The following is a 26248-nucleotide window of genomic DNA, read 5'->3' as shown; positions in this document are numbered from 1 at the left end:
GGAGAGATTTTATGAATAAAGCGTTTATTTTTGATATGGACGGAACATTATTTCAAACCAATCTTATTTTAGAGCCTGCGCTCGATGCAACATTTGATGTGCTGCGGACAAACGGCTTGTGGCAGGGAGAAACACCTATAGAAAAATATAGAGAAATAATGGGGGTTCCTTTACCTGTTGTGTGGGAAACATTATGTCCTATGCATGCTTTAGAGATACGAGAAGAGAGCAATGTATTATTCCATGTAAAGCTGATTGAGCAAATACGTGGACATAAAGGTGCTTTGTATCCAAACGCTGAACAAACCCTCGCAACATTGTCAGAGAACTATCCGTTATACATAGCGAGTAATGGACAGGTTGACTATTTACAAGCAATCGTCGAAACCTATCAGTTGGAGCGTTTTATAAAGGGAATCTATAGCATTCAAGCAATTGCAAGTGGGCATAAATCGGATCTGGTCAAAAGAGTTGTAGATGAAAATAAAATTGATTATGGAGCAGTGGTAGGAGATCGTTCTTCGGATATCCAAGCTGCACAGGACAATCAATTACTATCAATAGGTGTTCGCTTTGACTTTGCACAAGATAAGGAGTTAGAAAAAGCAGATATAGTAATTGATGATTTAACTGATTTGCTAAAGGTTACATTAGATTAACTCGAGAAAATGAATCAAAAAAAAGACGCTTTTACAACAATCATTGCATTTCCTCACAAGAAGGCGTAAAATAATGCCAATCCTATAGAAAAAGCATTGAGAAGGAAAAGTAAATTGGATTAGCATTTTGTAGAGAGCCTCTGTTGGTGGAAATGAGGTAAATGAACCCTTTTGAAAATGACCTTTGAGCTTCGTACCGAAAGCTTTTTAGCCAGTAGATTACGACGAGATGGGCACTCGTTACAACAGCAGCAGTATCTCTTTTTTGAGTGAAGACGTACTGATAGAGGCAAATAGTGTAAGCTATTTGTAAATATAGGTGGTAACACGGGTATACTCGTCCTAATCAGATTTGATTAGGGCGATTTTTTTTTACCATTTTTTCTGTGAGGGGAGCAATTTAGAATGACGATTGTTATTGGAGGCGCTTGGCCGTATGCAAATGGCTCTTTGCATTTAGGGCATGTTGCCGCATTATTACCAGGTGATATTTTGGCTAGATATTACCGACAAAAAGGTGAGCAGGTTTTATATGTATCAGGCAGTGATTGTAATGGTACACCCATTTCTATACGTGCCGCACAAGAGAATACAACGACAGAAGCTATAGCTAATCACTATCATGAGGAGTTTACTAGATGCTTTCATGATTTAGGATTTACCTATGATTTGTACACAAGAACGGATGCGGAGCACCACCATGAATCCGTTAAGGCCCTTTTCTTACAGCTACTGGCTAATAATTTCTTATACAAAAAGAAAATTGAACAGGCTTACTGTGAGACGGATAAACAATTTCTACCAGATCGATTTGTCGAGGGGCTCTGTCCAAATTGTGGAGCGAAAGCAAGGGGAGATCAATGTGATAACTGCTCAGAAATTTTAGACCCATTGGATTTAATTGATAAGCGCTGCAAAATTTGTGGGAACGAACCTGTTATTCGGGAAACTGAGCACTTTTATTTTACCTTTAGTCAATTTCAAGGAAGGTTGGAGTCTTATTTAGCACAAGCGAAAGCCGAGAAACGTTGGCGTGACAATGCTTTAGGGTTAACGGAGCGATACTTGGCAGAGGGAGTTCCTGACCGAGCGGTAACAAGAGATTTACCGAATGGCATAGATGTTCCAGTGCCAGGTTTTGAAGGGAAAAAAATATATGTATGGATTGAAGCTGTAGCAGGGTACTTAACAGCAAGCTTGGAATGGGCAAAAGAGCATCAAATAGCTATTGAAGATTTATGGAATGAAGAGACCATTTCATACTATGTACATGGGAAGGATAATATTCCATTCCATACAGTTATTTGGCCAGCCATTTTAATGGGAATTGGATCCAAGGCATTACCTACCCATATCGTATCTAATGAGTATTTAACATTAGAAAAACGCAAATTATCTACTAGTCAGAATTGGGCTGTATGGGTTCCTTATATTTTAAGCCGTTATGATGCGGACTCTATTCGTTACTTCTTAACGATGAATGCGCCAGAAAATCGTGATACTGATTTTTCATGGCGGGAATTTATTTATAGCCATAATGGCGAACTACTCGGAGCCTATGGCAATTTTGTAAACCGTACATTGAAGTTTATTGAGAAATCATTTGCTTGTCAGGTGCCACAAGCGGAGGTGGATAGCGACATTCGAAAACAAACCGTACAATTGTTTAATGAAGCGGGTGTTCTTATCGAAGGTGGTCATTTCAAACAGGCGTTAGAATCGATTTTTGAGTATATTCGCGGTGCTAATCGTTATTTTGATGAACAACAGCCATGGCTACAGGTAAAAGAAAACGTAGAGGCAGGTAATCGTACATTAGCAACTTGCGTCTATATCATTGCGAATTTAGGACAGCTGCTGCATCCTTTCTTACCGTTTTCAGCAAAGAAAGTAAGAAATATGTTAGGTATAAATGAAATGATGTGGCATGAGCAAGTAGATCTCCCTAAAGTCATTCGAGAGGTGACACCATTATTTGAACGTCTTGATATCGAACGAATCGATGAGGAATATCAAAAACTAGTTAGGGATAGTCACTAGGATTGAAAAAGCAGTATGGCACAAGTGCCATACTGGCTTTGCTATTTTCATTTAATTCATAACAGGTGTTAATTTTGTCACTACAATGCTATTGATCGCATTAATATAGGCTAATGCACTTGCCTTAAGAATATCTGTATCTGCTGCTTTTGCAATATACTTTTCGCCTTCGTGCTCAATCGTAATTTTTACTTTACCTAAAGCCTCTTTGCCTCGTGAAACACTATTGATATTATATTCCACTAGTTTTACATCCATATTTGTAATTTCTGCAATGGCTGAATAGAGGGCATCAATTGGACCAGAGCCTACTGCACTAGCTTTAAATACTTCGCCGCCTTTTCGAACCTTAACACTTGCTGAAGGGAAGCTTGTATTGCTGACGACTTGTAGATCATCAAAATCAAAGAATTGCTCACTATAATGTGTAGCATTTTTATTATTGGCATCATGTTTTTCATAATAGCTTTCAACAATAACATATAAATCGTGATCATATACTTCTTTCTTCGCATCGGCTAGCTTTAAGAATCCTTCGAAAATACCTTCAAATTCCTCTGTTGAAAGATTAGTAAATCCTAATTTTTCAAGAGCATTTTTCACTGCATGGCGACCAGAGCGAGCTGTTAGTACTAGCTCCATATCATCAAGACCTACATCCTCAGGATGGACGATTTCATAAGCATCACGCGATTTTAACAAACCATCTTGGTGAATACCAGAAGAATGGGCAAATGCATTATCTCCTGTAATGGCTTTATTGACCTGTACATCTAAGCCCATAAAGCTAGAAACAAGACGTGAAGTATTCATAATTTCTTTTGTATTAATACGGGTTTCTGCATTGTAGACGGAGCTACGAGTTTTAAGTGCCATGACAACTTCTTCTAATGCAGCATTACCTGCGCGTTCACCGATACCATTGATTGTACACTCTACCTTATCTGCACCATTTTTAATTGCAGCTAGCGTATTAGCCGTTGCCATGCCAAGATCATTGTGACAATGAACGCTTAAAAGAACGCTATCATCTAAGTTTTTCATACGGTCATTTAATTTAAAAATCATTTCTCCAAATTCCTCTGGCTCTGCAAAGCCAACCGTATCAGGAACGTTAATCATCGTTGCGCCAGCTCTCATAACAGCTTCAATTGTTTTCCAAAGATATTCAAAGTCAGAACGAGAGGCATCCTCTGTGGAATATTGAACTTGCGGCAATAATGTTTTAGCGTATTTCACAGCATCCACGCCTATTTGTAAAATTTGATCTTTTGACTTGCTGAATTTTTTCTCCACATGAATATCAGAGGTTCCTAGTACCATGTGAATCATCGGGTTTTGAGCATACTTCACAGCATTATAGACAGCATCAATGTCAGCCTTTACAGCACGTGCTAATGCTGTAATCATAATGTCGTTTGTATTGCCAACCTTTTCAGCTACAGCTTTGACGGCATTATAATCACCTTGAGAGGAAGCGGGGAATCCAGCCTCAATAATATCGACACCTAATTTTTTCAGCTGCTGAGCAATCTCTACTTTTTCATAAAGATTTAGCTTTGCTCCAGGCACCTGTTCGCCATCACGTAAAGTTGTATCAAACACCCAAATTTTTCTTCCCATTTTCAAACACTCCTTTTTAGTGATTAGTATCTAAAATCTACACTTAGGCCAATAAGTCATTAAAAAAATAAAAAACCCGTCTCTATTTAAAAATAGAGACGAGTTTATGCTCGCGGTACCACTCTAATTGACCTTCTCTTTATAGAAAAAGTCCCCTTATCGACAGCTATCACTGTCTATCCTGTTAACGGGGGAAACCGACATCCCTTACTAAAAAGTTCAGGGAGTAGCTCATGGACGAGTTCAAAATGTGTGCCTACCGATTTACACCAACCATCGGCTCTCTACAAGTACACAAACACTTTTACTATTTCCAATCTTGGCCTGCAATGTGTTGTTGAAAGCAATATTACTTGGATATTAACTGCCTGTCAATAATATTCTAAAAATTTATTTAATTCTGTCTTAAGTAATGTCTATTTTATTAAAAATTTGATATTTGGTGAAGTGTAAAATAAAGTAGTGAAGAATGTATTTACTGGGGGAAAATGGTGAGTAGGGTTAGCATACGATAGGTAGAAAAATCATGCTATTTTTCTTTGTATGAAGAAACTGCTCGTTTTCTATAAACCTAAAGAAAACGAGCAGTTTTTTATTCTACCTTAAAACGAGAGACTTGCGTGTGAAGTTCTTCTGCCATATTTGAAAGTGTTGCTGCTGAAGCAGCTACTTCTTCGATAGTAGCTAATTGTTCTTCGGAAGCAGAAGCAACATTTTGTAAATTAGATGAGGACATCTGTGCAATAGTTGCAATTTCATCAAAGGAAGCATAGATTTGCTCTGCGCTAGAGGACATCTCCTCTGACACTGTCGTTGCTTCTTGGATTTGCATGGATACTTGCTCAATCAGCTCAACAATCTTAGAGAAACCTTCTTCTGCTACCTTCACTACTTGCATACCAATTTGAACCTCTTGAGTTCCAGTATCCATCACCGTTACAGCACGGTTTGTATCCTGCTGTATTTCAGAAATCAAGGTAGCGATTTGCTCAGCGGATTTTTTTGATTGCTCTGCTAGCTTTTTCACTTCATCTGCAACGACTGCAAAGCCGCGTCCATGATCGCCTGCACGAGCCGCTTCAATTGCAGCATTAAGTGCTAATAAGTTTGTTTGTTCTGCAATATCAGTAATAATGCCAATGATATTGCCAATTTCAATGGAATGCCCGTCTAGATTTTTAACAACACTTGCTGACTCTAAAACAGCCGTGTTGATTGTTGTCATCTGAGAGATAACACGATGTAAAGAATCATTCCCTTTCTTAGCCTCTGAATTTGTTTCGATTGCCAGTTCAGAAACAGCCGCAGTAGTAGAAGCTAATTGTTGTATACCCTTTGTCATGTTTTTCATTGCTTCTGAGCTTTCAGTTGCGTTTTTCCCTTGAGCCTCTGAGCCACTAGCAACCTCTTGAATAGAAGAAGTGATTTGTTCTGTAGCCTGTATAGTTTGCTCTGCACTAGCTGTTAACTCAGCAGCAGAGCCACTTACTTGTACAGTGTTTTGGCGCACATTCGTAATTAAATCCTTTAAATTTGTAGCCATTTGATTAAACGCAAGCGCTAGATCACCTACTTCATCACGATTCTTTATACGAATTTGTTCAGCTGTTAAGTCACCCTCAGCTATTTTTTTCGCAGCTTTAGCCATACCGTTAATTGGACGAGACATTAGACTACCAACAACCATAGCAATTATCAGACTTATGACAACAGCAAAGACTCCAAGAAGCATCATTTGGAGCTTGATGTCTTGAATTTGATTGGATGTAGCAGCCATTTTACCTTCTACATATTCATTTTGATAATTAGAAAGGTTTTCAACACGTTCATCGAATTGTTTAATAATTAAGCGTCCTTGAGTACTATCCAATTTTTCGTACTTCTCTGTTTCTCCAGCAGCTTTTAACTCAAACATACGATCTGCAAATTCTTGCACATTTTGCTCACTTTTATTAATAGCTTCAAGCATCTTAATTGATTTTTCTGAATCTAAAGTAGCCATTAATTCTTCAGATTTTTGTTTGAATTCCTCGCGTGAGGCTTGATTACTTTGAAAGTTTTGTTTGTCACCAAGTAGTAAGTAGCCTCGCATGCTGACAATTTCCTGTTTTGCAATCACCCGTAATTCCTGAATACTTATAGATTTAGTAGTTTGTTCCTCCAATAATGTACGATAGGTCTTATTTACAGAATCAAGCTGTTTTATATTTAAGCCGATTGTTGTAACGAGTACCAAAATAACTATAAAAAAACCGAGTAATAATTTCTTGTAGATAGTAAATCGCATAGTTGAAATATCCTTTCTCAGTAATTAGTAGAAATGTTACAAAATAATGAAATATGTATATATATCATTTATATCAGATTATATGAATTTTACAAAGTATTATGAGTATTTCTACAGTAATTAGCAGTTTGAAAATGGGTATAAATTATATATGAAGTAATAAAAAAAGTAGATTTTATCGCTATAATGCTACTAATAATAGGGATAATTAATGGTGCATGTTGAATATTAAGTCAATTTTCGTAAATTTTGAAACTTTAATAGTAGTCATAACGTAGATGTAGTAAAGGAAAAGAACAGGGGTGGAGAAAATGTATAGGCCAATTTTAAAGTTACCTAAAACAAGATCAGAAAAGATATGGGACTATATTGGTGGTAGTATATTTATTTTATCCATCTTTTATATTATATTGGCATGGGGTAAGTTGCCTGATGAAATACCTGGTCATTTTAATGGATTAGGTGAGGTGGATCGATGGGGATCAAAAATAGAATTATTCATTCTTCCGTTCATCGGTTTATTTTTATGGATTGTTATGTGGCTGCTAGAAAAAGCACCTCATATGCATAATTATCCGTCACGTTTGGATGAAAGTAATGTAAAAGCATTTTATTTGAATAGCAGAAAAATACTAAATCAAGTAAAAAATATCTGTCTCATTTTATTTGCTTTTATATCGATTCAGATGGTTCGTATTGGTCTTGGTGAGGTAAATTCATTAGGATGGTGGTTCCTACCCATTGTATTGATAGGAGTATTTATCCCAATTATTAAAGGGTTTATAACAAGCTACAAAATAAAATAGTGAGACTCAAACGCTTAGGTTACCCTTAAGCGTTTTATTTTTGTGAAAAATTTTTATAGTGTGTCACAAATGGCTGTTGATTTCAGTTATATAGGCGAGGAAGGGAAGATATAAAAGATTTCTCCAAGTAACTCGATGACATTCAATAATATTTTTAAGATTTTTTATCTAGTGTCACAAACTTCTAATAATTTCAGTTATATAGATTGGAGAGGGGGACAACATTGACTACACGAGAACCATCAAAAGAGCGAGCTGATATAGATATTCAATCAATCGTGGAGCAAGTTCAATCAGGGGACACGCATGACTATGCAGAAATCATTCGTTGTTTTCAAAAGCAAATTTATATTTATTGTTACTATATGCTAGGAACCAAAGAGGAGGCGGAGGATGCTTCACAAGATATTTTTATTAAAGGACTAGAGAATATTCAAAAATTTTCTTATACAGTTTCCTTATCGGCGTGGCTTTATAAAATCGCTCACCACCATTGTATTGATGTCATAAAAGCAAAAAATAGGGGCTATAAGTTTTGGCTAAATGTGAAGCAAGAACAGGTGAAGCAGACGCAAGCTCCGATACCTGAATATGATGAAATGGTGCATAGGCTATTGGAAAACTTACATGTAGATGAAAAAAGGATTTTACTGCTTCGTTCTATTGAAGAATATAGCTTTGAAGAAATTTCTGAAATTATGGATATGAAACCAGCTACAATAAGAAAAAAATATGAACGATTACGAAAAAAATTAATAAAGGAAAATAAGTTAGGAGGTGGATTTTATGAGCATTCATTTAAAGCAGAATGATAAAGATATGGCACAAATAGAGCTGCTAATTCGAGAAACACCTGTAGAAGTTGATTTGGTTGATCGTGTAATTAGTAAATATGAACGTAACGAGCAGCCACAAGTAGTAAAGCACCAGAAGAAATGGCACTATAAAGTTGCTTTTGCAACAGCCATGCTAGTTAGCTTACTATTTATTACATCATTTATTTCACCAACAATGGCTGCAACGCTTAAACAAGTGCCTGTACTATCCTCAATTTTCCGTCTCGCTGGTGATTTGGGGTTGCAGATGGCTGATGAAAAAGGACTTTCTACAAAACCAAAGGTAAGTGTGACACAGGAGGGGTTTACATTAAGTGTATCGGAAGTAGCGTATGACGGTACACGTGTTTCAATTGCTATTGAACGCCCCTATAAAGAAGATCAGAAAGAAGCTTTAATGGATTGTATCAGTAATTATAATTTGTTTATAAATGATGAGCCTATTAATTCTTTTGCTCCGAGTGAGCCCAATTCTATTAGTCGTTTTATGTATCCTGGTAAAGATAATGCTTCTGTTATTATTGAATTTTCGGATCTGAGAAATCAGGGAGGGAAGCCTTTCCCAGAGCAATTTGATTTAACCATTCAAGCTTTTGTCAGAGGTATAGAAAACCCCATTGAAATTGATATTCCTGTGAAAAATAAAGTGAAAGACTATGTAACTTTAGCACCAAATATAAGTCGACAATATGACAATATTCATTTGACTCTTGAAAAGGTCAAGCTAACACCAGTTACAACAAGTATCACAACACGGATGGTTTTAACTGATAATTCAACGTTCACTGATAATTTAACACTACTAACAATGGGGATAGTTATTATTGATGAGCATGGTCGTGAAATTGAAGTAATTGGAGGAAACGGTTGGAACGCTACCAATGGAAACATTCATCTTGATGATCTTCGGTACACTCCTTTTGAATCTGTTCCAAAAACAATAACCTTAAAACCCTATATCCATCTTTTCAAGGAAAACGAAAAAGGTATGTTTCAATTGGATAAAAACGGTTATCCGAAAATTCAATATATACCTGAACTAGAGATCACTATACCAGTTCAACCATAAAAATAATTGAGAAAGTGTAGTAAAAGCTCACTTTCTCAATTTTTATTTTTCTATATTTATATAAAGTAGATGGATATTCAGTTATACTAGCAAAACAAGGCTTTTGAATAATCTATAGTATATGGAGTATATATAAAGAATAAGTTTTCAATCCTAAGAAATAAAGGGGAATAGAAGATGGCAGTAACGTTAGTAAGGCATGATGTGAAGTATGCTGAGGCTATGCATGCGTTGTCTTCTATGCCACAGGTTCGAGATGCCCTAGGCTTACCTGCTGGCAAGGTAGAAGACACAATTCATTTTATTAAGCGTGAACGTATAGATGAAGAAGAAGGTAAGACCGTCCCTCGTGTGATTTTAGATGAGGAGGGGCAAGTCATTGGTGTGACATCATTAATGTTTATCGATCGTCATAAAAAGAGCTGTCATATCGGCTCTTGGCTTGGCTATCAATTTTGGGGGAAGGGCTATAATCTTGAAGCAAAAACGGCTATTTTAGATATTGCGTTTTTTGAACTGGGATTATCACGTGTTTTTGCAGGAGCCCGAAAGGTTAATATCCGTTCACAAAAAGCACAAGAAAAGCTACCTTTTGTTCGATTAGGGGTGGAAAAAGATTATCCTGAGGAGCATTCGTGGTTAGAAGTGAAGGAAAAGCAACCATGTGTGTTAAATGTTTTTGAACGAGAAGATTATGTCCGTTATCGAACATCCCTAGAAAAGGTAGAAGGAAACCGAGAAGCCTTTTTACCTCAGCTTTTATTAGCTGATGAGAGTGAAGTGGCAGTTCGGAAATATTTAGATAAGGGTACATTATATAAAATTAATTGTGGGGAACTGTTGGTGGGAGTGGCATTAGTCATTCCTCAAACTGATACTACAATTGAATTGAAGAATATTGCTATTGTACCAAAGTATCAAGGGAAGGGAATAGGCAAAGAGATATTGCGACAGCTCACGGAAGAATGTCAAAAGGATGGTTATCAAACGGTATTAGTTGGAACGGCGAACTCAAGTATTGATAATATCGCTTTTTATCAAAAAGCAGGCTTTCGCATGGAGGCTATTGAAAAGGACTTCTTCAGTCATTACCCAGAACCAATTTATGAAAATGGTATTCGTGCATTGGATATGATTTTCTTTTCAAAGCAATTATAAGCAAACTTCTAAAAAAAATACCCGTTCAACAAATGTTGAGCGGGTATTTTTATTTACCGAGCAGTAGAGCCATTAATTTTTCCTTAGAATGAAGGAAATCGTCCAAGGTGTATTGATCTAATACTTTCAAATAGGCTTGCAAAGCTTCATACAGTACACCCTTTAATTGACATTCTGGAGCTATTTTACATAGGTTATTTTCTTTATCGAAACATTCTACAAGATGAAAATCCTCTTCTGTATGACGAACAATTTCACCGATGGTAATGGTTTTTGGATCGATAGCAAGGCGAATTCCACCGCCACGTCCACGGATTGTTTCAATGTAACCTAATAACCCGAGCTGGTGTGTCACCTTCATTAAATGGTTTTTCGATATATTATAAGCATCTGAGATCTCTTGAATAGTCGATAATTGACCATCTTCCTTTGCGCCTAAATAAATAAGTGTGCGCAAAGAGTAGTCTGTGTATAAAGTTAAGCGCATCTAAACACCCTACTTTCTATAATTCAAAATAATTATAGCATTTTTACATTGAAGTATAATATCTACAACCTATTTTTAAAGATGTATTTAAAATACATTAATTATGTCTATTTTGTTAAAGATGTATTTTATATATTGCTTTAAGAGAATGAAAGCGTTATATTGTAATCACGAAAGGATGGTAAGCGATATGTTAAAACAAGAAACAATTCAAATTATTAAAGCAACAGTACCTGTATTAGAAGTTCATGGTGTTGAAATCACAAAGACGTTTTACAAAAATATGTTTCAAGCTCATCCAGAATTACTAAATATTTTTAATCACACGAACCAAGAACAAGGCCGTCAGCAAACAGCATTAGCAAATACTGTTTACGCTGCAGCAGTTCATATTGAAAACTTAGAAGCAATTTTACCAGCCGTAATGCTTATTGCACATAAACACCGTAGTTTAGGAATTTTACCTGAACATTACCCAATTGTGGGTGAAAACTTATTAAAAGCGATTAAAGAAGTACTTGGTGATGCAGCAACTGATGACATTATTGGTGCATGGGCCGAGGCTTATGGCGTTATCGCAGATATTTTCATTCAAGTAGAAGAAGAGTTATACCAAAAAACTGAGAACAATGGTGGTTGGCGTCTATTTAAACCATTGAAAGTGGCAAAAAAAGTTGTAGAAAGTGACTTAGTAACTTCTATTTATTTTGTAAATGAAGATGGATCACCACTACCAACTTATGAACCAGGTCAATACATCTCTATTCGAGTGAAAGTGCCAGGAGAAGAGTATTTAATGAACCGTCAATATACACTTTCACAAGCGAGTGCAGAAGATGGCTATCGTATTTCGGTGAAACGTGAAAGTGATCATACGCCAAATGGTAAAGTGTCAAATTATATTCATGATCAATTACAAGTTGGAGATTTGGTAGATGTAAGTGCTCCAGCCGGATTATTTGTGTTAGAAGAAACGGCTGCACCAATTACATTTGTAAGTGGCGGTATCGGTGTAACACCTTTAAACAGTATGCTGCAATCTCTAAATGATAATGCAGTGAATGAAGTGAACTTTATCCAATGTGCTCGTAATGAGAAGGTTGTAGCGTTCAGTGATGACATTCAAAAGAAAGTAAACGTCTTACCGAATGCATCCTATACAGCTTTATACTCTGATGAAGACAAGCTTATTACAAAAGAATTGCTGGCTGAAAAAGTAGCTGATAATGCAGATGTATATGTATGTGGCCCTGTAGGCTTTATGGAAGCGGTTATTAAAAATTTACAGGAAATTGGCGTGAAAGATGAAAAAATTCACTATGAATTCTTTGGGCCAGCCATGCAATTAGCTAAATAAAAATAAACTCCCTGCTATGAGTAATAACTCGTAGCAGGGTTTTTTGTTGAAATAATAAGGAAGCAGATAGATGAGGTTAAAGCGATAGGGAGAACATTGTAACTCGCAATTGCAGCATTTTAAAAAAGATAGAAGCTTTATGTTGACAACATACCTATAGGGGTATAATATAAATCTCGTAAGGAAGTTCAATCTATCGTTTGAAAGGGGGCATAACAGAATGGCGTATGGCTCAAACACTGCAAATCGTGTGAAACGTATGGAAGGTCAAATGCGGGGTATTTTACGCATGATGGAAGAAGGTCAAAGTTGTAAAGATGTGATTACACAGCTATCTGCCGTGCGTTCTGCTGTTGACCGGACGATTGGTGTCATTGTAAGTGAAAATTTATTAGATTGTGTATCGACTGCTGAAGGCAATGCTGAAAAAATGAATGCTGCTATCCAAGAGGCGATGGACTTGGTCGTGAAAAGTCGATAACTTGATATACCCATAATCGTATAAAAAGGAGGACTGGTCATATGGAAATATGGATTATTATCGCGCTTGTGGCAGCCTTTTCGTTTGGCGAATGAAGCCAGCGAAGGGCGTTCAATCAATTTCTACAGCCCAATTAAAAGATATGCTGAATGATAAGGATAAGATATTTATCGATGTACGCACGCCTGCTGAGTATAAAGGTCGGCATATCTCGCAATTTAAAAATGTTCCGCTTGGGTCGAGCTTTAAAAACCTTCCGAAGGATAAAGAGATCATAGTTATTTGTCAGAGTGGTATGCGAAGTAGTCAGGCTTGTAAGCAACTTAAAAAGCAAGGTTTTGAGCGTGTTTCTAATGTTCGTGGTGGAATGAGTGCATACTAGGAGGAGAAAAAAGTGAAAGAAATTACAGCAAAAGAAGTTCAACAAACGATGGAGCAAGGAGGGAAGCTGAATCTTATTGATGTGCGAGAGGTAGATGAAGTAGAGGCTGGCCACATCCCAGGCATTATTCATATCCCGCTAGGTTTATTAGAGTTTCGACTACCTGAATTAAATAAGAGGGAGTCGTATATTATGGTTTGTCGATCAGGTGGACGAAGTGCTCGGGCTACTCAACTATTAGAAAGTAATGGCTTTAATGTAACTAACATGATTGGTGGTATGTTAGCTTGGGAGGGAAAAGTACAGTAATAGGTTAAATCTATATTTTTTTGATTAAAATAATACCCTTATAGGTATATGGAGGTTGTGAAAAGTATGAAGGCGGATTTTCAGCTAGATGCCAAGGGTCTTTCTTGCCCGATGCCGATTGTGAAAACAAAAAAAGCGATGGCTGATTTAGTAGATGGTCAAATTTTAGAAGTAGCTGCGACTGACAAAGGATCTAAAGCTGATATTGCGGCATGGGCTGAAACTGTAGGTCATCAGTATATTGGTACTTTAGAAGATGATGGTGTACTGAAACACTATATTCGTAAATGTACAAACGACCAAATAGAAGAAATGACGTTTGATCAAACAATTGATTTAGAGCAAATCACAAGTCGTAAAGGATTAATTCTAGATGTACGTGAGGAAGCGGAATTCGCTTTTGGGCATATTGCGGGAGCAAAATCGATACCAATGGGCGAACTGGAGACACGACTTTCTGAGCTTGATAAAGAGCAGGAGATATATGTTATTTGTCGTACTGGAAAACGCAGTGACATGGCTGCGCAAAAGCTGGCTTCACATGGTTTTACGAAAGTATTTAACGTCTTACCAGGTATGACATCCTGGTCAGGCGATTTAACAAAAAACATTTAAATTGGAGGAATTTTATTATGTCAAACAAAGTAGCAATCATTGCAAGTAACGGTGGTTTATTTGATGCGTATAAGGTATTTAATATCGCAACAGCTGCGGCAGCTTCTGAGAAAGAGGTAGCTATCTTCTTTACATTTGAAGGTTTGAATTTAATTCATAAGCAAGGTATGCATGCATTACCAATGCCAGCTGGAGCAGAACACTATGCTGAAGGGTTTACAAAAGCAAATGTGCCAGCTATTCCTCAACTAGTGGAAATGGCACAAGAATTAGGTGTGAAATTTATTGCTTGTCAGATGACGATGGATGTTATGGGTTTAACTACTGAAGATTTCATTGAGGGTATTGAAGTGGGAGGAGCCGTAACGTTCCTAGAATTCGCGAAAGACGCAGCACCGTCACTTACATTCTAGTGACCTACCTATAAAAGCGGAGAGGGCACCCCTCTCCGCTATAAAAAACATAAAAACAATACCAATGGGGGTAAAAGAGATGTCAATTCAAAAATGGAGCGCGTCACAAGTAGCTAAAAAGGTTATTCACAATGAAGAGTTGTTTATTTTAGATGTTCGTAATGCGGATGCATTCGAAGATTGGAAAATCGATGGACATCGTTTTGAGTACTTAAATATACCGTATTTTGAACTGTTAGATGGTATTGATAATATTTTACCGAATATCCCAACTGATAAAGATGTATTAGTCGTTTGTGCTAAAGAAGGATCGTCTTTAATGGTTGCTGAAATGTTAGCTGAGGCAGGTATTGAGGTTGCCTATTTAGCTGGAGGTATGAAATCCTGGAGTGAATATTTAGAGCCAATTAAAGTAGGTGATTTAACAGGCGGTGGTGAGCTTTATCAGTTTGTTCGCTTAGGAAAGGGCTGTCTGTCTTATATGGTCCTTTCTGAAGGTGAAGCAGCTATTATTGATGCTGTACGTTTTACAGATGTGTTTATAAATTTTGCAGAACATAAAAATGTCCAAATTAAACATGTTTTTGATACACACTTACATGCTGATCACATTTCAGGTGGGCGCCATATTGCAGAGATGACAGGCGCAACCTATTATTTGCCACCTAAGGACGCTGAGGAAGTTATGTTCCACTATACACCATTAGTTGATGGAACGACTGTTCAAATCGGTGCATCAAAAATAGATGTAGGAGCTATCTATTCTCCTGGTCATACGATAGGCTCTACTTCATTTGTTGTTGACAGCAAATATTTATTAACAGGAGATATTTTATTTATCGATTCAATCGGACGTCCTGATTTAGCTGGCCTTGCTGATGACTGGGTTGGAGATTTACGAGACACGCTTTACAAGCGTTATCGAGAATTGTCTGATGAACTTATTGTCTTACCAGCACATTTTATGATTATTGATGAGCTGAATGAAGATGGGACGGTTGCTAGACGACTAGGGGATTTATTTGTACAAAACCATGGATTAAATATTCATGATGAAGAAGAATTTAGACGTGTGGTAACAGATGAATTACCTCCACAACCAAATGCTTATCAGGAAATTCGTCAGGTGAATATGGGGAAAATCACACCAGCGTTAGATGAGCAAACAGAAATGGAAATTGGACCAAATCGCTGTGCAGTACGATAAAACATGCTAAAGTGCAATGAGTATGCATGTATGCTTATTATATGTAAATTTCGTGAATTGAAGGCGCTCATCCTTCATGAAGATATAAAACAAGAAGAACCGGCAAAATCGCTTACAACCTTTGCCGAGTTGAAGGAGAATATGATGAAATCAAGTTTACAACTAGATGCAAAAGGCCTTTCTTGTCCAATGCCTATTGTGAAGACAAAAAAAGCAATAGATACCCTAAAGTCTGGGGAAGTTTTAGAAGTTCAGGTGACAGATAAAGGAGCTTTAGCGGATATTCCTGCTTGGGCAAAAGCAGGCGGTCATATCATTTTAGATCAATCTGAAGAGGCTGGCGTTATTACATTTTTCATTCAGAAAGCATAGGGCTGATTGAGGGTTGTCTATTACAGTAGAACAACCCTTCTTTCCTTTTGTTGAATACAGCCAGAAAGAAGGAAAACTAAATGGATATTGCATGGATCTTAACCATTTTACTTATTGGTTTTCTCGGTTCATTTGTATCAGGGATGTTAGGTATTGGCGGTGCCATTATTAATTTCCCGATGCTACTATATATACCGCCATTACTAGGATTTGCGGCCTTTTCTGCACATGAGGTGTCAGGAATAAGTGCGATTCAGGTACTTTTTGCTGCTCTTTCAGGTGTTTGGGTCTATCGTAAAGGTGGGTATTTAAATAAATCACTCATTATCTATATGGGGAGCGCCATATTAGCGGGAAGCTTTGTGGGTAGCTTCGGTTCAAAATTTTTATCTGAGTCTGGTATTAACATGGTTTATGGAATCCTTGCATTGATTGCAGCTGTGATGATGTTCATACCGAAAAAGCAAATTGATGATAAACCGCTGCAGGCTGTTACATTTAATAAACCATTGTCGGCCCTATTAGCTTTCGTTGTTGGTATCGGTTCCGGGATAGTAGGGGCAGCTGGTGGATTTTTATTAGTACCAATCATGCTTGTGGTCTTAGGAATCCCTACTCGTATGACCATTGCGTCAAGCCTTGCTATTACGTTTATCTCCTCAATAGGAGGAACTATTGGTAAATTAATGACTGGGCAAGTGGAATATTATCCAGCGCTCATCTTGATTGTAGCTAGCCTAATAGCTGCTCCTCTAGGTGCGAGAATAGGGGGCAAGTTAAATACTAAATTCCTACAAATTATTTTAGCGGTTCTTATATTAGCAACAGCTATTAAAATTTGGATGGATATATTATAAGGGGGTATGGTAATGAAAATTGAAGTTTTCTCTGATTTTACATGTCCATTTTGTTATATTGGCAAGCGAGAACTGGAACGGGCGATTGGCATCGCAGGCTATACAGGATTAGTGGAAATAGAATATAAAGCATTTCAAATAGGCCCAGATATCCCGAAAGTGAATGCACCCTCTTTTTATGAGGCGCTGGCTAAAAAGTATGATGTCACGCTAGATGAAGTGAAAGATATGGTCGAGGGTATAGCTACGAGAGCAACGGAAGTTGGTTTGCATTATGATTTTGCTAAGATGAAAACAGCGCATACAGAAAAGGCTCATCGTTTAGCTAAATGGACGCAGCAATTTGGTAAAGCGACAGCTTATACGGAAGCACTAATGGCTGGTTATTTTAAAGATGGTGAAGATTTGAATAAAGATGAGTTCTTATTAAAAGTTATTGCGCAATTAGATTTGGATAGAGAAGTTGCAGCGGGAATATTAGCTTCAACTGATTTTAGTGAAGAGCTAGACAAGGATCGCTATGAAGCACAGCAACTTGGCGTACAAAGTGTACCGTTCTTTGTATTTGAAAATCGTTATGGTATTAAAGGGGCTGAGCCGAATGAAGTGTTTGTGCGAACTTTGCATCAAGCTGCAGAAATAGCTGGTATTCAGCCAACGATAATGATAAATGGTAATGGAGAATCGGTATGTGCTGATGGACAGTGTAAACTATAAAAGACTTTAAAGGTGTCGAGTGCGTATGTGTACTTGACGCTTTTTTTTCGAACAAATGAATACTGCAAGAGGTATTAAGTCTTGTTTTCTGTGTTATAGAACAAAATAAAATGTATAATTTATCCTTTTTTATCATCTGAATGGTTCTATTTTATGGTAGTGTGAGAAAAATCACATCCAATAAATTGTTATGTTGCTAAAATATAAGTGAGAATACAAAGGGGGGTATTATAGATGAAACCTATAGTAGCAGGAGTAGCAGGAACAGTACTGTTAGCAGGCGCCATTTTTGTTGGGACGTTTGTCAGTGACAAAATTACAGTTGATTCGAATGTGAGTGAGAAAGAAGCGACAGTGCAAACACAAATACCAACAACAGCAGCTGCTCAGTCAATGGTCTATGCTCCGCCAAGTATTGAAGAAGTACCAGATGGTCCAATGAAAGAAGCAATATTAACGGGCTATGAACTTGTTAATAACACACATGTTGCGGCAGATGAATATGTGGGCAACCAATTATCTTGCACAAGCTGTCATGCCGGTGCTGGCTATGACGAGCAAGCCTCATCATTAGTAGGTGTAATGGCAAATTATCCACAGTATATTGGACGCTCAGGTGGTGTAGTTACAATAGAAGAACGGATTAATGGCTGTATGGTTCGGAGTATGAATGGTAAAAAATTCGAAATGAATAGTGATGAACTAGAGGCTATGGTGGCGTATTTCGCTTATATTTCTGAAGGTGTTCCAATTGGAGCAAAACGTGAATGGGCGGGCACAAGTGATATGAAGAATGTGCCAATTCCAAATGTTGCAGATGGTGAGGAGCTTTATGCACAGTCCTGTATAGCCTGTCATGCAGCTGATGGCGCAGGAACTGGTGCTAATACTGGCCCAGCTTTATGGGGAGATAATTCATTTAATGATGGCGCAGGTATGGCACGTATGTCAAAAATGGCTGGCTATATTCAAAATAATATGCCGATAGGTGCAGCGGGAACATTAACAGATCAAGAAGCTGCAGATTTAGCTGCCTTTATTTTATCGCAAGATCGTCCAGAGTGGGCGAACCATGAAAAAGATTGGCCAAAAGGCGGGCGTCCAAATGACATCATGACTAAGGAAAAGCGTGAACAAGTTAAAAATGGTACGATTGACTGGGAAAAAGTTTTGTCTACAAATTAACGAAGAAAAGGGATGCTGATAATTGGCATCCCTTTAACTTATTTAAAATTATAAGCAGTTACTATTTTATCTCTGTTCGTTGTGATATCTGTAAAATATTCGTATAAGCAAATCCCTAGGAATGACCCACTTACATTAAAGACGTTAGAAAAACCGCTATTTTGAAGGGCCATAACAGCATTATAGCTACGTTGACCAGATCGGCAATGCACATACACTGCTTGATCCTTCGGAATTTCATCCATTCTTTCCCGAAGTTCACTTAGAGGAATATTGTGTGCATTGATAAGGTGACCGGATTCAAATTCATTTTTTTCACGAACGTCTAAGAAAAAGGCTTGATTTTCAATGAGTTCCCTTACTTCATCAACTTTTACCTGCTTAAAGTGTCCGTGTAATAGATTTTGAGCTACAAGAGCTGCCAAATTAACAATATCACGGGCAGTGCTAAACATTGGAGAATAGGATAACTCTAGCTCCTTTAAATCTTCTAATGTACCGCCCATTGTGATGAGGGTAGCTATAACATCAATCCTCTTATCTGCATTACCTTTACCTATTGCTTGAGCCCCTAGTATTTTACCCGTCGGTGTTTCATAAACGAGCTTAAAGTGAAGTGGATTACTATTTGGCATTAGTCCTACTTTGTCTGGAGCTATCAAATAAACATTTTTTGCTTGAAAGCCATTTGCTAGGGCTGTTTTTTCGTTCAAACCTGTTGTCGCGCATACGAGATCGAAAATTTGTACGCTTGAAGATCCAATGACTCCTTTGTTGTGATGAGGGATGTTATACATATGATTAGCTGCTGCACGTGCTTGTCGTTGAGCGGGACCGGCTAAAGCAAGGCGCGTCTGTTTATGGGTAAGCTGATGGAATACTTCAATCGCATCTCCCACAGCATATATGGAAGGATCAGACGTCACGTAATTTGCATCAACTTGAATACCTCCGAGTTCACCAATTGTTAGCCCGGCCTCTTTGGCTAAGCGGATTTCAGGTCGAACGCCAATTGCTAATACTACTGCTTGGGCTTTCAATTGTTTGCCTGAGTTCAACGTCACATTATTTGGTGTAACCTTTGCAAGACCGTCATTGACAATAACTTGAACCCCTTTATCAGTCATTTCCTTGTGTAGGATTTGAGCCATATCATAATCAAAAGGGGCCATAATTTGTTGGCCAAATTCAACTAGAGATACATTATAGCCTGCTAGCTTCAAATTTTCTGCTACCTCTACACCAATGAAGCCTCCGCCGACCACGGCAATATCCTGTACATTATCTGTTTGTAGATACCAATTTAAACGGTCAATATCAGCCACGTTTCTAATGGTAAAGACGTGCTTAGAATGAATGCCCTCTAAGTCAGGGACGATAGGACTTGCTCCTGGGGATAAAATTAACGTATCGTAATTTTCCTCATAATCTCTATTCGTTTTTAAATCCTTAATGGTGATGGTTTTTTGCTCTCTGTTAATACGTACAACTTCTTGCTGAACACGAGCCTCTATATTGTATTTTGTTTGGAAGCCTTGAGGCGTCATTAAAATTAATTTGTCGCTATTTTCAACAATCCCGCTTAAATGGAAGGGGAGAGAACAATTAGAGAATGAAACATTCGGCCCCTTTTCAAATATAATAATTTCTGCCTTTTCATCTAGACGACGAAGACGAGCCGCTGTGGATGCACCACCTGCAACGCCGCCGACTATTAAAAATTTTTTACTCAATGTAAACACTCCTTTTCATAGTAAATACATAATGGGGTATTTAGAGTCTCTTAAATAAAGGTTTTGTTTCTAAAAGTAGGAGAATTATGTAGTTTGAATACTACAAATAAATAATATACCCTAAAGGGTATATTATCAAGGTGCCAAATTAATAAATTTTCTGTGGTGTTCCTCGTTCAAGAAAGTTGATGCACAAATTTGCTATACTAACGGTAGTAGGAAATGGAAATGGCACAGGGGGTGACATATTGATCTTTTTGAAATTTTTAACCCAAATCCTCATAGTATCGGGTTTGATTTATATTGTGAGTGGACGATTAATTGGCTCGAATATTAATTTTGTGCGAAGAGTGCTGTCAGTCGTTATTAGTGTGACATTAACCTCTTTTGTGTACTGGTATTCTTATCTACGCCATACAGATTTTTTATCAGAAACGATGATGCAAACAGTAACTGAGGTAAGCACACTAATTTGGATCGGTAGTATGCTACTAATTTCGATGTTGCTTTATTTGGTATTTGAGCTTTTTGACCCTAGTGGCATTACGAATGGAGATCGCCGTCACGGCCAAAAATCTTTACTATTGCGATTGCGTAGCTATTGGCGACAGCAGAAACGCCTGCGTCAGGTATTAAAAATTGCTGTTACAAACGGTGTCGTACAAACGATTAAATATGCGAGGCAACGAGAAAATGAAAAAGAACTTGCAATTGCTTTGCGCGCAACGTTAGAACAATGTGGTGGGATTTTCATCAAATTTGGCCAGGTACTTTCCACACGAAAAGAGCTTTTTTCACCTATTTTTATTGATGAATTAGAAAGGCTTCAACACCGAGTAAGGCCTTTATCAGAGGAGCAAGTGAAACAAATTTTAGAGAGATCTCTTCCGCAATCAATGGACGAAATATTTAGCCAATTTCAAATGGAACCCATTGCAGCAGCCTCTATTGGCCAAGTGCATAAAGCAAGGCTTATAAATTATGAAGAGGTGGTAGTCAAGCTATTGCGTCCAGAAGTAAAGGGAATTATGCGCGATGACCTTGAAATTTTAGAGGAATTTGCTAATTGGCTATCCACAAAATCAACCTGGGCAGAATCATTAGGCTTTCGAGAGTTGGCTGGGGGATTTGCAGAGGGGCTACGTGAGGAGATTCATTTAGATATTGAAGTACGTAATACGCTACAGGTGAAGAATGCACTGGCGAAAAGCGATTACAAGGTTCGAATTCCTAAAATATTTACGCCTTACAGTAATGAAAATGTTATTGTGATGGAGTATATTCGTGGACAAAGTGTGGCAGAGGGGGCATCTGAATTTAATCGTTTGTCGATTGATCGTAGGCAATTTGCAAGAACCGTACTCTACTCATTTTTTGAGCAGATGCTATTCTCTGGTATTTTTCATGCAGACCCACATCCGGGAAATATCCATATCGATGAAACAGATGGAACACCAGTCTTGCTTGACTTTGGCGCAGTAGGACGTTTAGGTGCAACACAGCAAGAAGGCTTAAAGTTATTTTTGATGGGCATTCAACTAAATGATTCAAGCGTTTTATATGATGGTTTAACATTATTAGTGGAAAATGCTGATCATGCAGAACGTGGGAGAATGGAGCAGGCAATCGACCAAATTTTACTGAAAATTTCCTATGTTGACCGTATACCTACTGAAGAATTAATTCACGCGCTATTTACAGTGGTAAGAGATTTTGGACTTGCATTCTATCCAGCAGTGGGATTAGCTCTCCGTTCCTTAGTGACGTTAGATGGCACATTACGGGTAATAGATCCACGTTTTGATATCTTTACTGAGGCAAAGGATTTTTCTGCTACATATATGCGTGCCTCTTTCCTTAAGCCTTTTAAAGAACCGATGGCAACTAAGGAGCGGCTGCAAGAAGAATTATCTATGCTAATACCGACTTTGCGTAAAATGCCTAGAAGAGTCGATCAGCTCATTCAGCGAGTTGAGAGCGGAAAAATCATTTTACATCATGATGTCTTTTCGGATGAACATAATTCACGTTTTATTACACATTTGTTTTCTCAATTTGTTTTGCTGCTGGTGGGTATAACTTTTGGTATTATATCTGTCGCTCTTTTAGCTATTTCACAATTTATCCACGATTCTTATGCGGTCTATTTGAACACAGCGGCATATTTAGGTTTATTTTTATGTGCTATTTTGTTAGTGAGATTATCTATACAAGCATTAAGGTCGATGAAGCAATAGGTAGGGAATTTTTTCCCTACCTTTTTCTTTGGCACCCTCAAATATTACAAAAACATTACAAAAGATCTGTTAGGTCTAATGTCGAATTAGCTAATAGTTTCTCTGTGTAGAAGAAAAATGTATTATGTAGAATAATGTAGTTTAAGTGCGAATGTTACAGAAATATTTCGAGTTTTACTAATGTATTAAATAGACATGAAATAGTATAAAAGTTATGTAGAAAATGCTAAACTTTAAAAGGCTAAAATAAATATAAGAACATTTAATTAAAATAGAAATCGTTCAAGTGATTACATAGAATATCGAGAGCGAAATTGATAGATGAAGGGAAATGAAGGTAACGTGGCTAAGCGTAACAAATGGCGTAAGTCGATGGTGCTAGCATTAGCACTAGCTGGCGGCTTATTATTTAATACAATTCAACCAACAGAAGTACATGCCGAAGAAACTTCTCAACAAATGATTGAGAAAAAGGCTGAAATAGATGCACAAATTAAAAAATTACAAGAAGAACTAACGAAACTACAACAAGAGATCGACGCAAAAGTAAAGGTATTTAAACAAGTACAAGCAGATATTAAAGAAGTGGATGCTAGTATTGTTGAAACACAAAAACGCATCGAACAACGTTCAAAAATTTTAAGTGAACGTATGGCTGCATACCAAGCGCAAGACAACACGGTAGGTGTTTATTTAAACGTAGTGCTTGAGGCAAAAAGCTTTGCAGATTTAATGGATCGTGTCGTAGCGGTGAAAACATTAATGGATGCTGACCAAGAATTAGTGGATCAACAGGAAGCAGATAAAGCAAGCTTAGAGCAACAAAAAGCTACATTAGATGAAAAACAAAAGGAACTTCAAAAACAATTCCAAGAGCTTCAGCAAAAAGAAAGCGAAATGGAAGTGAAGAAAGCTGAGAACGAAGCAAAATCACTTGCATTAAAAGCTGAAATTGCAACGAAACAAGAAGAAGAACGTTTAGAAGCGGAGCGTAAAGCAGCTGAAGAAGAGGCAGCTCGTTTACGTGCACTTCAAGCTGCTACACCAGTTGTACAAGCAACTCAAAATAATGGTGGAGGCGAACCACAAAAAATTATTGTTGGTTCAGGAGCTGGCACTGTTTCTTCAGGAGATGCCATTTCAACAGCTAAACAATTCCTAGGACGTCCTTATGTTTGGGGTGGTAGCAACCCATCAACAGGTTTTGACTGTTCAGGTCTTGTACAATGGTCATATAAGCAAGCGGGTGTTTCTTTACCTCGTACAGCATCACAACAATATTTAGCAACACAACGCATTTCAGCAGGTGAAGCACGCGTTGGGGACTTAGTGTTCTTCAGCTATGGTTCAGGTGTAGCACACGTAGGTATTTATTTAGGTAATAACACAATGATCGACGCTCAAAACAATGGTGTCGTAATTGAATCACTTGATTGGTGGAATCAATACTTAGTAGGCTTTGGACGTATTCAATAGGCCTCACTAATATATAGACGGTTGAGATAAGAAAAAGGTCATCTTTGTAGAGAAAAATATACAAAGATGACCTTTTTTGTTTTTGGAATGCTATTCTTTCAAAAGAAACAAGACGACTACTTCTATTCTTGAAAAGAGACTTTCCTGCATACTAAATTGATATTAAATTTTAAAATTTACTTTGATGACACCTGTCTCTTTCAAGGCAATAAAGAAAATAATAACGAATGGGCCGACAAGTAAACCGATAATACCAAATAACTGTAGACCTATGAACATGGAAATTAATGTTGGTAAAGTGGATAAACCGATATGATCTCCCATTAATTTAGGCTCGACTACTCGACGAATAATAAGTAAAATAGCAGCTAAGATGAATAATTTTACAGCTATAGAGGTGTTTCCCATCAACAGGTGGTAAAGTCCCCATGGCGCTAGAATAATGATAGAGCCTAGGAATGGTACAATATCTATTAACCAGATAATAATCGTCATTGTTACTGCATATTTCGGTTGGATTAATAGCAGTCCAATGAGTGTGACGCCTCCAATAATAAAGCTTACAAATAAGTGAGCCTTCATATAGCCAAATGTTGCATCTTTTAAGCGATTTAAAATAATTTTTATCTTCTTTGCTGTATTGGGCTTTAAATATTTATAAGTGATTTGCTTTAACTTAGGCAAATCAAGCATAAATAGGAATAGCGCAATCATATAAACGAGAAGACTGATAAATAGGCTGGGTATCTCTGAAAAGAAGGCAGAAACTTTGCTATAATTAAAGAAGCTTAAAAAGGATTCTTCGACTTTCTTTATGAAATCCATAGTGGTTTTTTGAAGCGAAGCACTTACTTCAGGTGGAAAGTCTTCTGTGTATTTAGAAATATTTTCTTGCATATGAAGCCACATATCTGATAGCTTGGAAATATAATAGGGAGCTTGCTTAGATAGTAAAATTATTTGTGTCATTATTTGTGTAATAGAAAGATAACAAATAATAGATATAACAATAACACTCACTATGTAAATAAAAGCAACTGCTATTTTCCGTGACATTTTCCATTTCCGTTTAAAGAACATGACAATTGGTTCTAAGAAAAATGCACTAATCCCAGCAAGTATTAAAGGCATGGACACTGGGATAACAAAATAGGCAGCTAGAAGTAGTGATATTATCACAATCAACCGAAAAATCAATTTCCTAGCATTAAATCTATTCATAAACTCACCTTCTTTGCGAAAAAAATTAAGTTAAGTGTACCATAAATCAAATTTTATTACGTTCTGAAACAATAAAGGTAGGGATGAATTATGGAAAAAGAGATTTTGCAACTTTTTAGTAATCTAACAGAGCATGATCGCGATATTCAATATGAATCTTACGAGGAATTAATGAAAATTATGCAGGAACCCGTAGATTGGACATATGCAGTTTGGGAACAGCTAATAAAAGCACTTACATACAATAATGGTTATTCTCGTGCACGTGCTGCACAAATTTTATGCGCTTTAGCTGCAAAAAGTGATCCAGAAGAAAGGGTCTTGGAGGATTTTTTAAAGATTTGGGCTGTGACTTACGATGAACAATCTGCTACGGCAAGGCATGCATTACAAGCAATTTGGAAAATTGGACAGGCGGGCCCAGTACAAAGAGATTTGGTTGTATCGTATCTAGCTAAAAGATTTCAAACATGTATAGATGAAAAACAGCCATCTCTTATTCGTCAGGATATTATTATGTCATTTAAAAAGTTATATGATCAAACAAATGACTCGAAATTATTAGATATTGCCCATCGTTTAATTAATGAAGAACAAGATGCTAAATATAAAAAGAAGTATAAGTCAGCCATCCGTTCAAAGTAGCGAGGTGGTGTTTTTTTGTGCAAATTCTTTGATGAACGATAGAATAGTCAACTATAATGAATGAAAAAAGGGGATT

Annotated in this window: 24 protein-coding genes, 1 pseudogene and 2 other annotated features; of the genes and pseudogenes, 20 read left to right on the top strand and 5 right to left on the bottom strand. The window is 37.3% G+C overall.

Going from position 1 to position 26248, the window contains the following annotated elements:
- Positions 1 to 11: 11 nt before the first annotated feature.
- Positions 12 to 659, top strand: a complete 648-nt coding sequence (locus tag HXV90_RS21375) for an HAD hydrolase-like protein (RefSeq protein WP_112116794.1) — start codon at positions 12 to 14, stop codon at positions 657 to 659.
- Positions 660 to 746: 87 nt separating this feature from the next.
- Positions 747 to 1007 (top strand) — a binding site (T-box leader).
- 57 nt (positions 1008 to 1064) lie between these two features.
- The gene (metG, locus tag HXV90_RS21370) at positions 1065 to 2699 is read left to right on the top strand and encodes a methionine--tRNA ligase (RefSeq protein WP_237898823.1); all 1635 of its coding nucleotides are present in this window, start codon (positions 1065 to 1067) and stop codon (positions 2697 to 2699) included.
- A gap of 51 nt (positions 2700 to 2750) precedes the next feature.
- On the opposite strand, the gene HXV90_RS21365 is transcribed toward metG, so the two are convergent.
- The gene (locus HXV90_RS21365) at positions 2751 to 4322 is read right to left on the bottom strand and encodes a 2-isopropylmalate synthase (protein ID WP_269897958.1); all 1572 of its coding nucleotides are present in this window, start codon (positions 4320 to 4322) and stop codon (positions 2751 to 2753) included.
- 91 nt (positions 4323 to 4413) lie between these two features.
- Positions 4414 to 4652 (bottom strand) — a binding site (T-box leader).
- Positions 4653 to 4914: 262 nt separating this feature from the next.
- Positions 4915 to 6609, bottom strand: a complete 1695-nt coding sequence (locus tag HXV90_RS21360; protein ID WP_103118926.1) for a methyl-accepting chemotaxis protein — start codon at positions 6607 to 6609, stop codon at positions 4915 to 4917.
- Positions 6610 to 6920: 311 nt separating this feature from the next.
- Here HXV90_RS21360 and HXV90_RS21355 point away from each other — a divergent pair, with 311 nt between their 5' ends.
- The 4 genes from HXV90_RS21355 (at position 6921) to HXV90_RS21340 (ending at position 10478) form a co-directional block, all read left to right on the top strand.
- Positions 6921 to 7415 carry a DUF1648 domain-containing protein gene (locus tag HXV90_RS21355; protein ID WP_048394119.1) on the top strand — a complete coding sequence of 165 codons (495 nt, stop codon included), beginning with the start codon at positions 6921 to 6923 and terminating at the stop codon, positions 7413 to 7415.
- A gap of 224 nt (positions 7416 to 7639) precedes the next feature.
- Positions 7640 to 8227, top strand: a complete 588-nt coding sequence (locus HXV90_RS21350) for an RNA polymerase sigma factor (RefSeq protein WP_112116792.1) — start codon at positions 7640 to 7642, stop codon at positions 8225 to 8227.
- Positions 8202 to 9320 (top strand): DUF4179 domain-containing protein, encoded by a 1119-nt coding sequence (locus HXV90_RS21345; RefSeq protein ID WP_269897957.1) that lies wholly within the window; start codon positions 8202 to 8204, stop codon positions 9318 to 9320. The genes HXV90_RS21350 and HXV90_RS21345 overlap by 26 nt, the downstream gene beginning before the upstream one ends.
- Positions 9321 to 9497: 177 nt before the next feature.
- Positions 9498 to 10478, top strand: a complete 981-nt coding sequence (locus HXV90_RS21340) for a GNAT family N-acetyltransferase (protein WP_112116790.1) — start codon at positions 9498 to 9500, stop codon at positions 10476 to 10478.
- Positions 10479 to 10527: 49 nt separating this feature from the next.
- Here HXV90_RS21340 and HXV90_RS21335 read toward each other — a convergent pair whose 3' ends face one another.
- The gene (locus HXV90_RS21335) at positions 10528 to 10965 is read right to left on the bottom strand and encodes an Rrf2 family transcriptional regulator (protein ID WP_048394127.1); all 438 of its coding nucleotides are present in this window, start codon (positions 10963 to 10965) and stop codon (positions 10528 to 10530) included.
- 190 nt (positions 10966 to 11155) lie between these two features.
- Between HXV90_RS21335 and hmpA the strand changes: the two genes are divergently transcribed.
- From hmpA to HXV90_RS21280, 11 genes and pseudogenes are all read left to right on the top strand, one after another.
- Positions 11156 to 12322, top strand: coding sequence for an NO-inducible flavohemoprotein (hmpA, locus tag HXV90_RS21330; RefSeq protein ID WP_054549641.1), 1167 nt, complete (start codon positions 11156 to 11158; stop codon positions 12320 to 12322).
- Positions 12323 to 12542: 220 nt separating this feature from the next.
- Entirely contained in the window at positions 12543 to 12803 is a 261-nt protein-coding gene (locus HXV90_RS21325; protein WP_048394130.1) for a metal-sensitive transcriptional regulator, read from the top strand.
- Between the two features lie 41 nt (positions 12804 to 12844).
- Positions 12845 to 13185, top strand: a pseudogene (locus tag HXV90_RS21320) (rhodanese-like domain-containing protein).
- Positions 13186 to 13197: 12 nt separating this feature from the next.
- On the top strand, positions 13198 to 13494 hold the full coding sequence (locus HXV90_RS21315) for a rhodanese-like domain-containing protein (protein ID WP_048394133.1): 297 nt from the start codon (positions 13198 to 13200) through the stop codon (positions 13492 to 13494).
- A 48-nt stretch (positions 13495 to 13542) separates the two neighbouring features.
- The gene (locus tag HXV90_RS21310; protein ID WP_196333043.1) at positions 13543 to 14109 is read left to right on the top strand and encodes a sulfurtransferase TusA family protein; all 567 of its coding nucleotides are present in this window, start codon (positions 13543 to 13545) and stop codon (positions 14107 to 14109) included.
- Between the two features lie 17 nt (positions 14110 to 14126).
- Positions 14127 to 14522, top strand: coding sequence for a DsrE/DsrF/DrsH-like family protein (locus HXV90_RS21305; protein WP_048394137.1), 396 nt, complete (start codon positions 14127 to 14129; stop codon positions 14520 to 14522).
- 79 nt (positions 14523 to 14601) lie between these two features.
- Positions 14602 to 15729, top strand: coding sequence for an MBL fold metallo-hydrolase (locus tag HXV90_RS21300; protein WP_269897956.1), 1128 nt, complete (start codon positions 14602 to 14604; stop codon positions 15727 to 15729).
- Between the two features lie 141 nt (positions 15730 to 15870).
- A complete protein-coding gene (locus HXV90_RS21295) occupies positions 15871 to 16101 on the top strand; it encodes a sulfurtransferase TusA family protein (RefSeq protein WP_112118009.1) in 231 nt (76 codons plus the stop codon).
- An 80-nt stretch (positions 16102 to 16181) separates the two neighbouring features.
- Positions 16182 to 16958 carry a sulfite exporter TauE/SafE family protein gene (locus HXV90_RS21290; RefSeq protein ID WP_269897955.1) on the top strand — a complete coding sequence of 259 codons (777 nt, stop codon included), beginning with the start codon at positions 16182 to 16184 and terminating at the stop codon, positions 16956 to 16958.
- A gap of 12 nt (positions 16959 to 16970) precedes the next feature.
- Positions 16971 to 17675, top strand: a complete 705-nt coding sequence (locus HXV90_RS21285; RefSeq protein WP_054549636.1) for a DsbA family oxidoreductase — start codon at positions 16971 to 16973, stop codon at positions 17673 to 17675.
- Between the two features lie 234 nt (positions 17676 to 17909).
- Entirely contained in the window at positions 17910 to 18860 is a 951-nt protein-coding gene (locus HXV90_RS21280; protein ID WP_009370633.1) for a c-type cytochrome, read from the top strand.
- 38 nt (positions 18861 to 18898) lie between these two features.
- On the opposite strand, the gene HXV90_RS21275 is transcribed toward HXV90_RS21280, so the two are convergent.
- Entirely contained in the window at positions 18899 to 20593 is a 1695-nt protein-coding gene (locus tag HXV90_RS21275) for an FAD-dependent oxidoreductase (RefSeq protein WP_269897954.1), read from the bottom strand.
- A gap of 248 nt (positions 20594 to 20841) precedes the next feature.
- Here HXV90_RS21275 and HXV90_RS21270 point away from each other — a divergent pair, with 248 nt between their 5' ends.
- Together HXV90_RS21270 and HXV90_RS21265 are read left to right on the top strand one after the other, a co-directional pair.
- Positions 20842 to 22830 (top strand): ABC1 kinase family protein, encoded by a 1989-nt coding sequence (locus HXV90_RS21270; protein ID WP_269897953.1) that lies wholly within the window; start codon positions 20842 to 20844, stop codon positions 22828 to 22830.
- A 321-nt stretch (positions 22831 to 23151) separates the two neighbouring features.
- Positions 23152 to 24306 carry a C40 family peptidase gene (locus HXV90_RS21265; RefSeq protein WP_259950538.1) on the top strand — a complete coding sequence of 385 codons (1155 nt, stop codon included), beginning with the start codon at positions 23152 to 23154 and terminating at the stop codon, positions 24304 to 24306.
- Positions 24307 to 24468: 162 nt separating this feature from the next.
- On the opposite strand, the gene ytvI is transcribed toward HXV90_RS21265, so the two are convergent.
- Entirely contained in the window at positions 24469 to 25527 is a 1059-nt protein-coding gene (gene ytvI, locus HXV90_RS21260; RefSeq protein ID WP_269897952.1) for a sporulation integral membrane protein YtvI, read from the bottom strand.
- A gap of 90 nt (positions 25528 to 25617) precedes the next feature.
- Between ytvI and HXV90_RS21255 the strand changes: the two genes are divergently transcribed.
- Positions 25618 to 26172 (top strand): hypothetical protein, encoded by a 555-nt coding sequence (locus HXV90_RS21255; protein ID WP_004231881.1) that lies wholly within the window; start codon positions 25618 to 25620, stop codon positions 26170 to 26172.
- Positions 26173 to 26248 lie beyond the last annotated feature (76 nt).

Origin of the sequence: Lysinibacillus sp. JK80, from assembly GCF_027557635.1 — a bacterium.
Lineage (GTDB): Bacteria > Bacillota > Bacilli > Bacillales_A > Planococcaceae > Lysinibacillus > Lysinibacillus capsici.
This window is presented reverse-complemented; position numbering and strand designations above follow the sequence as displayed.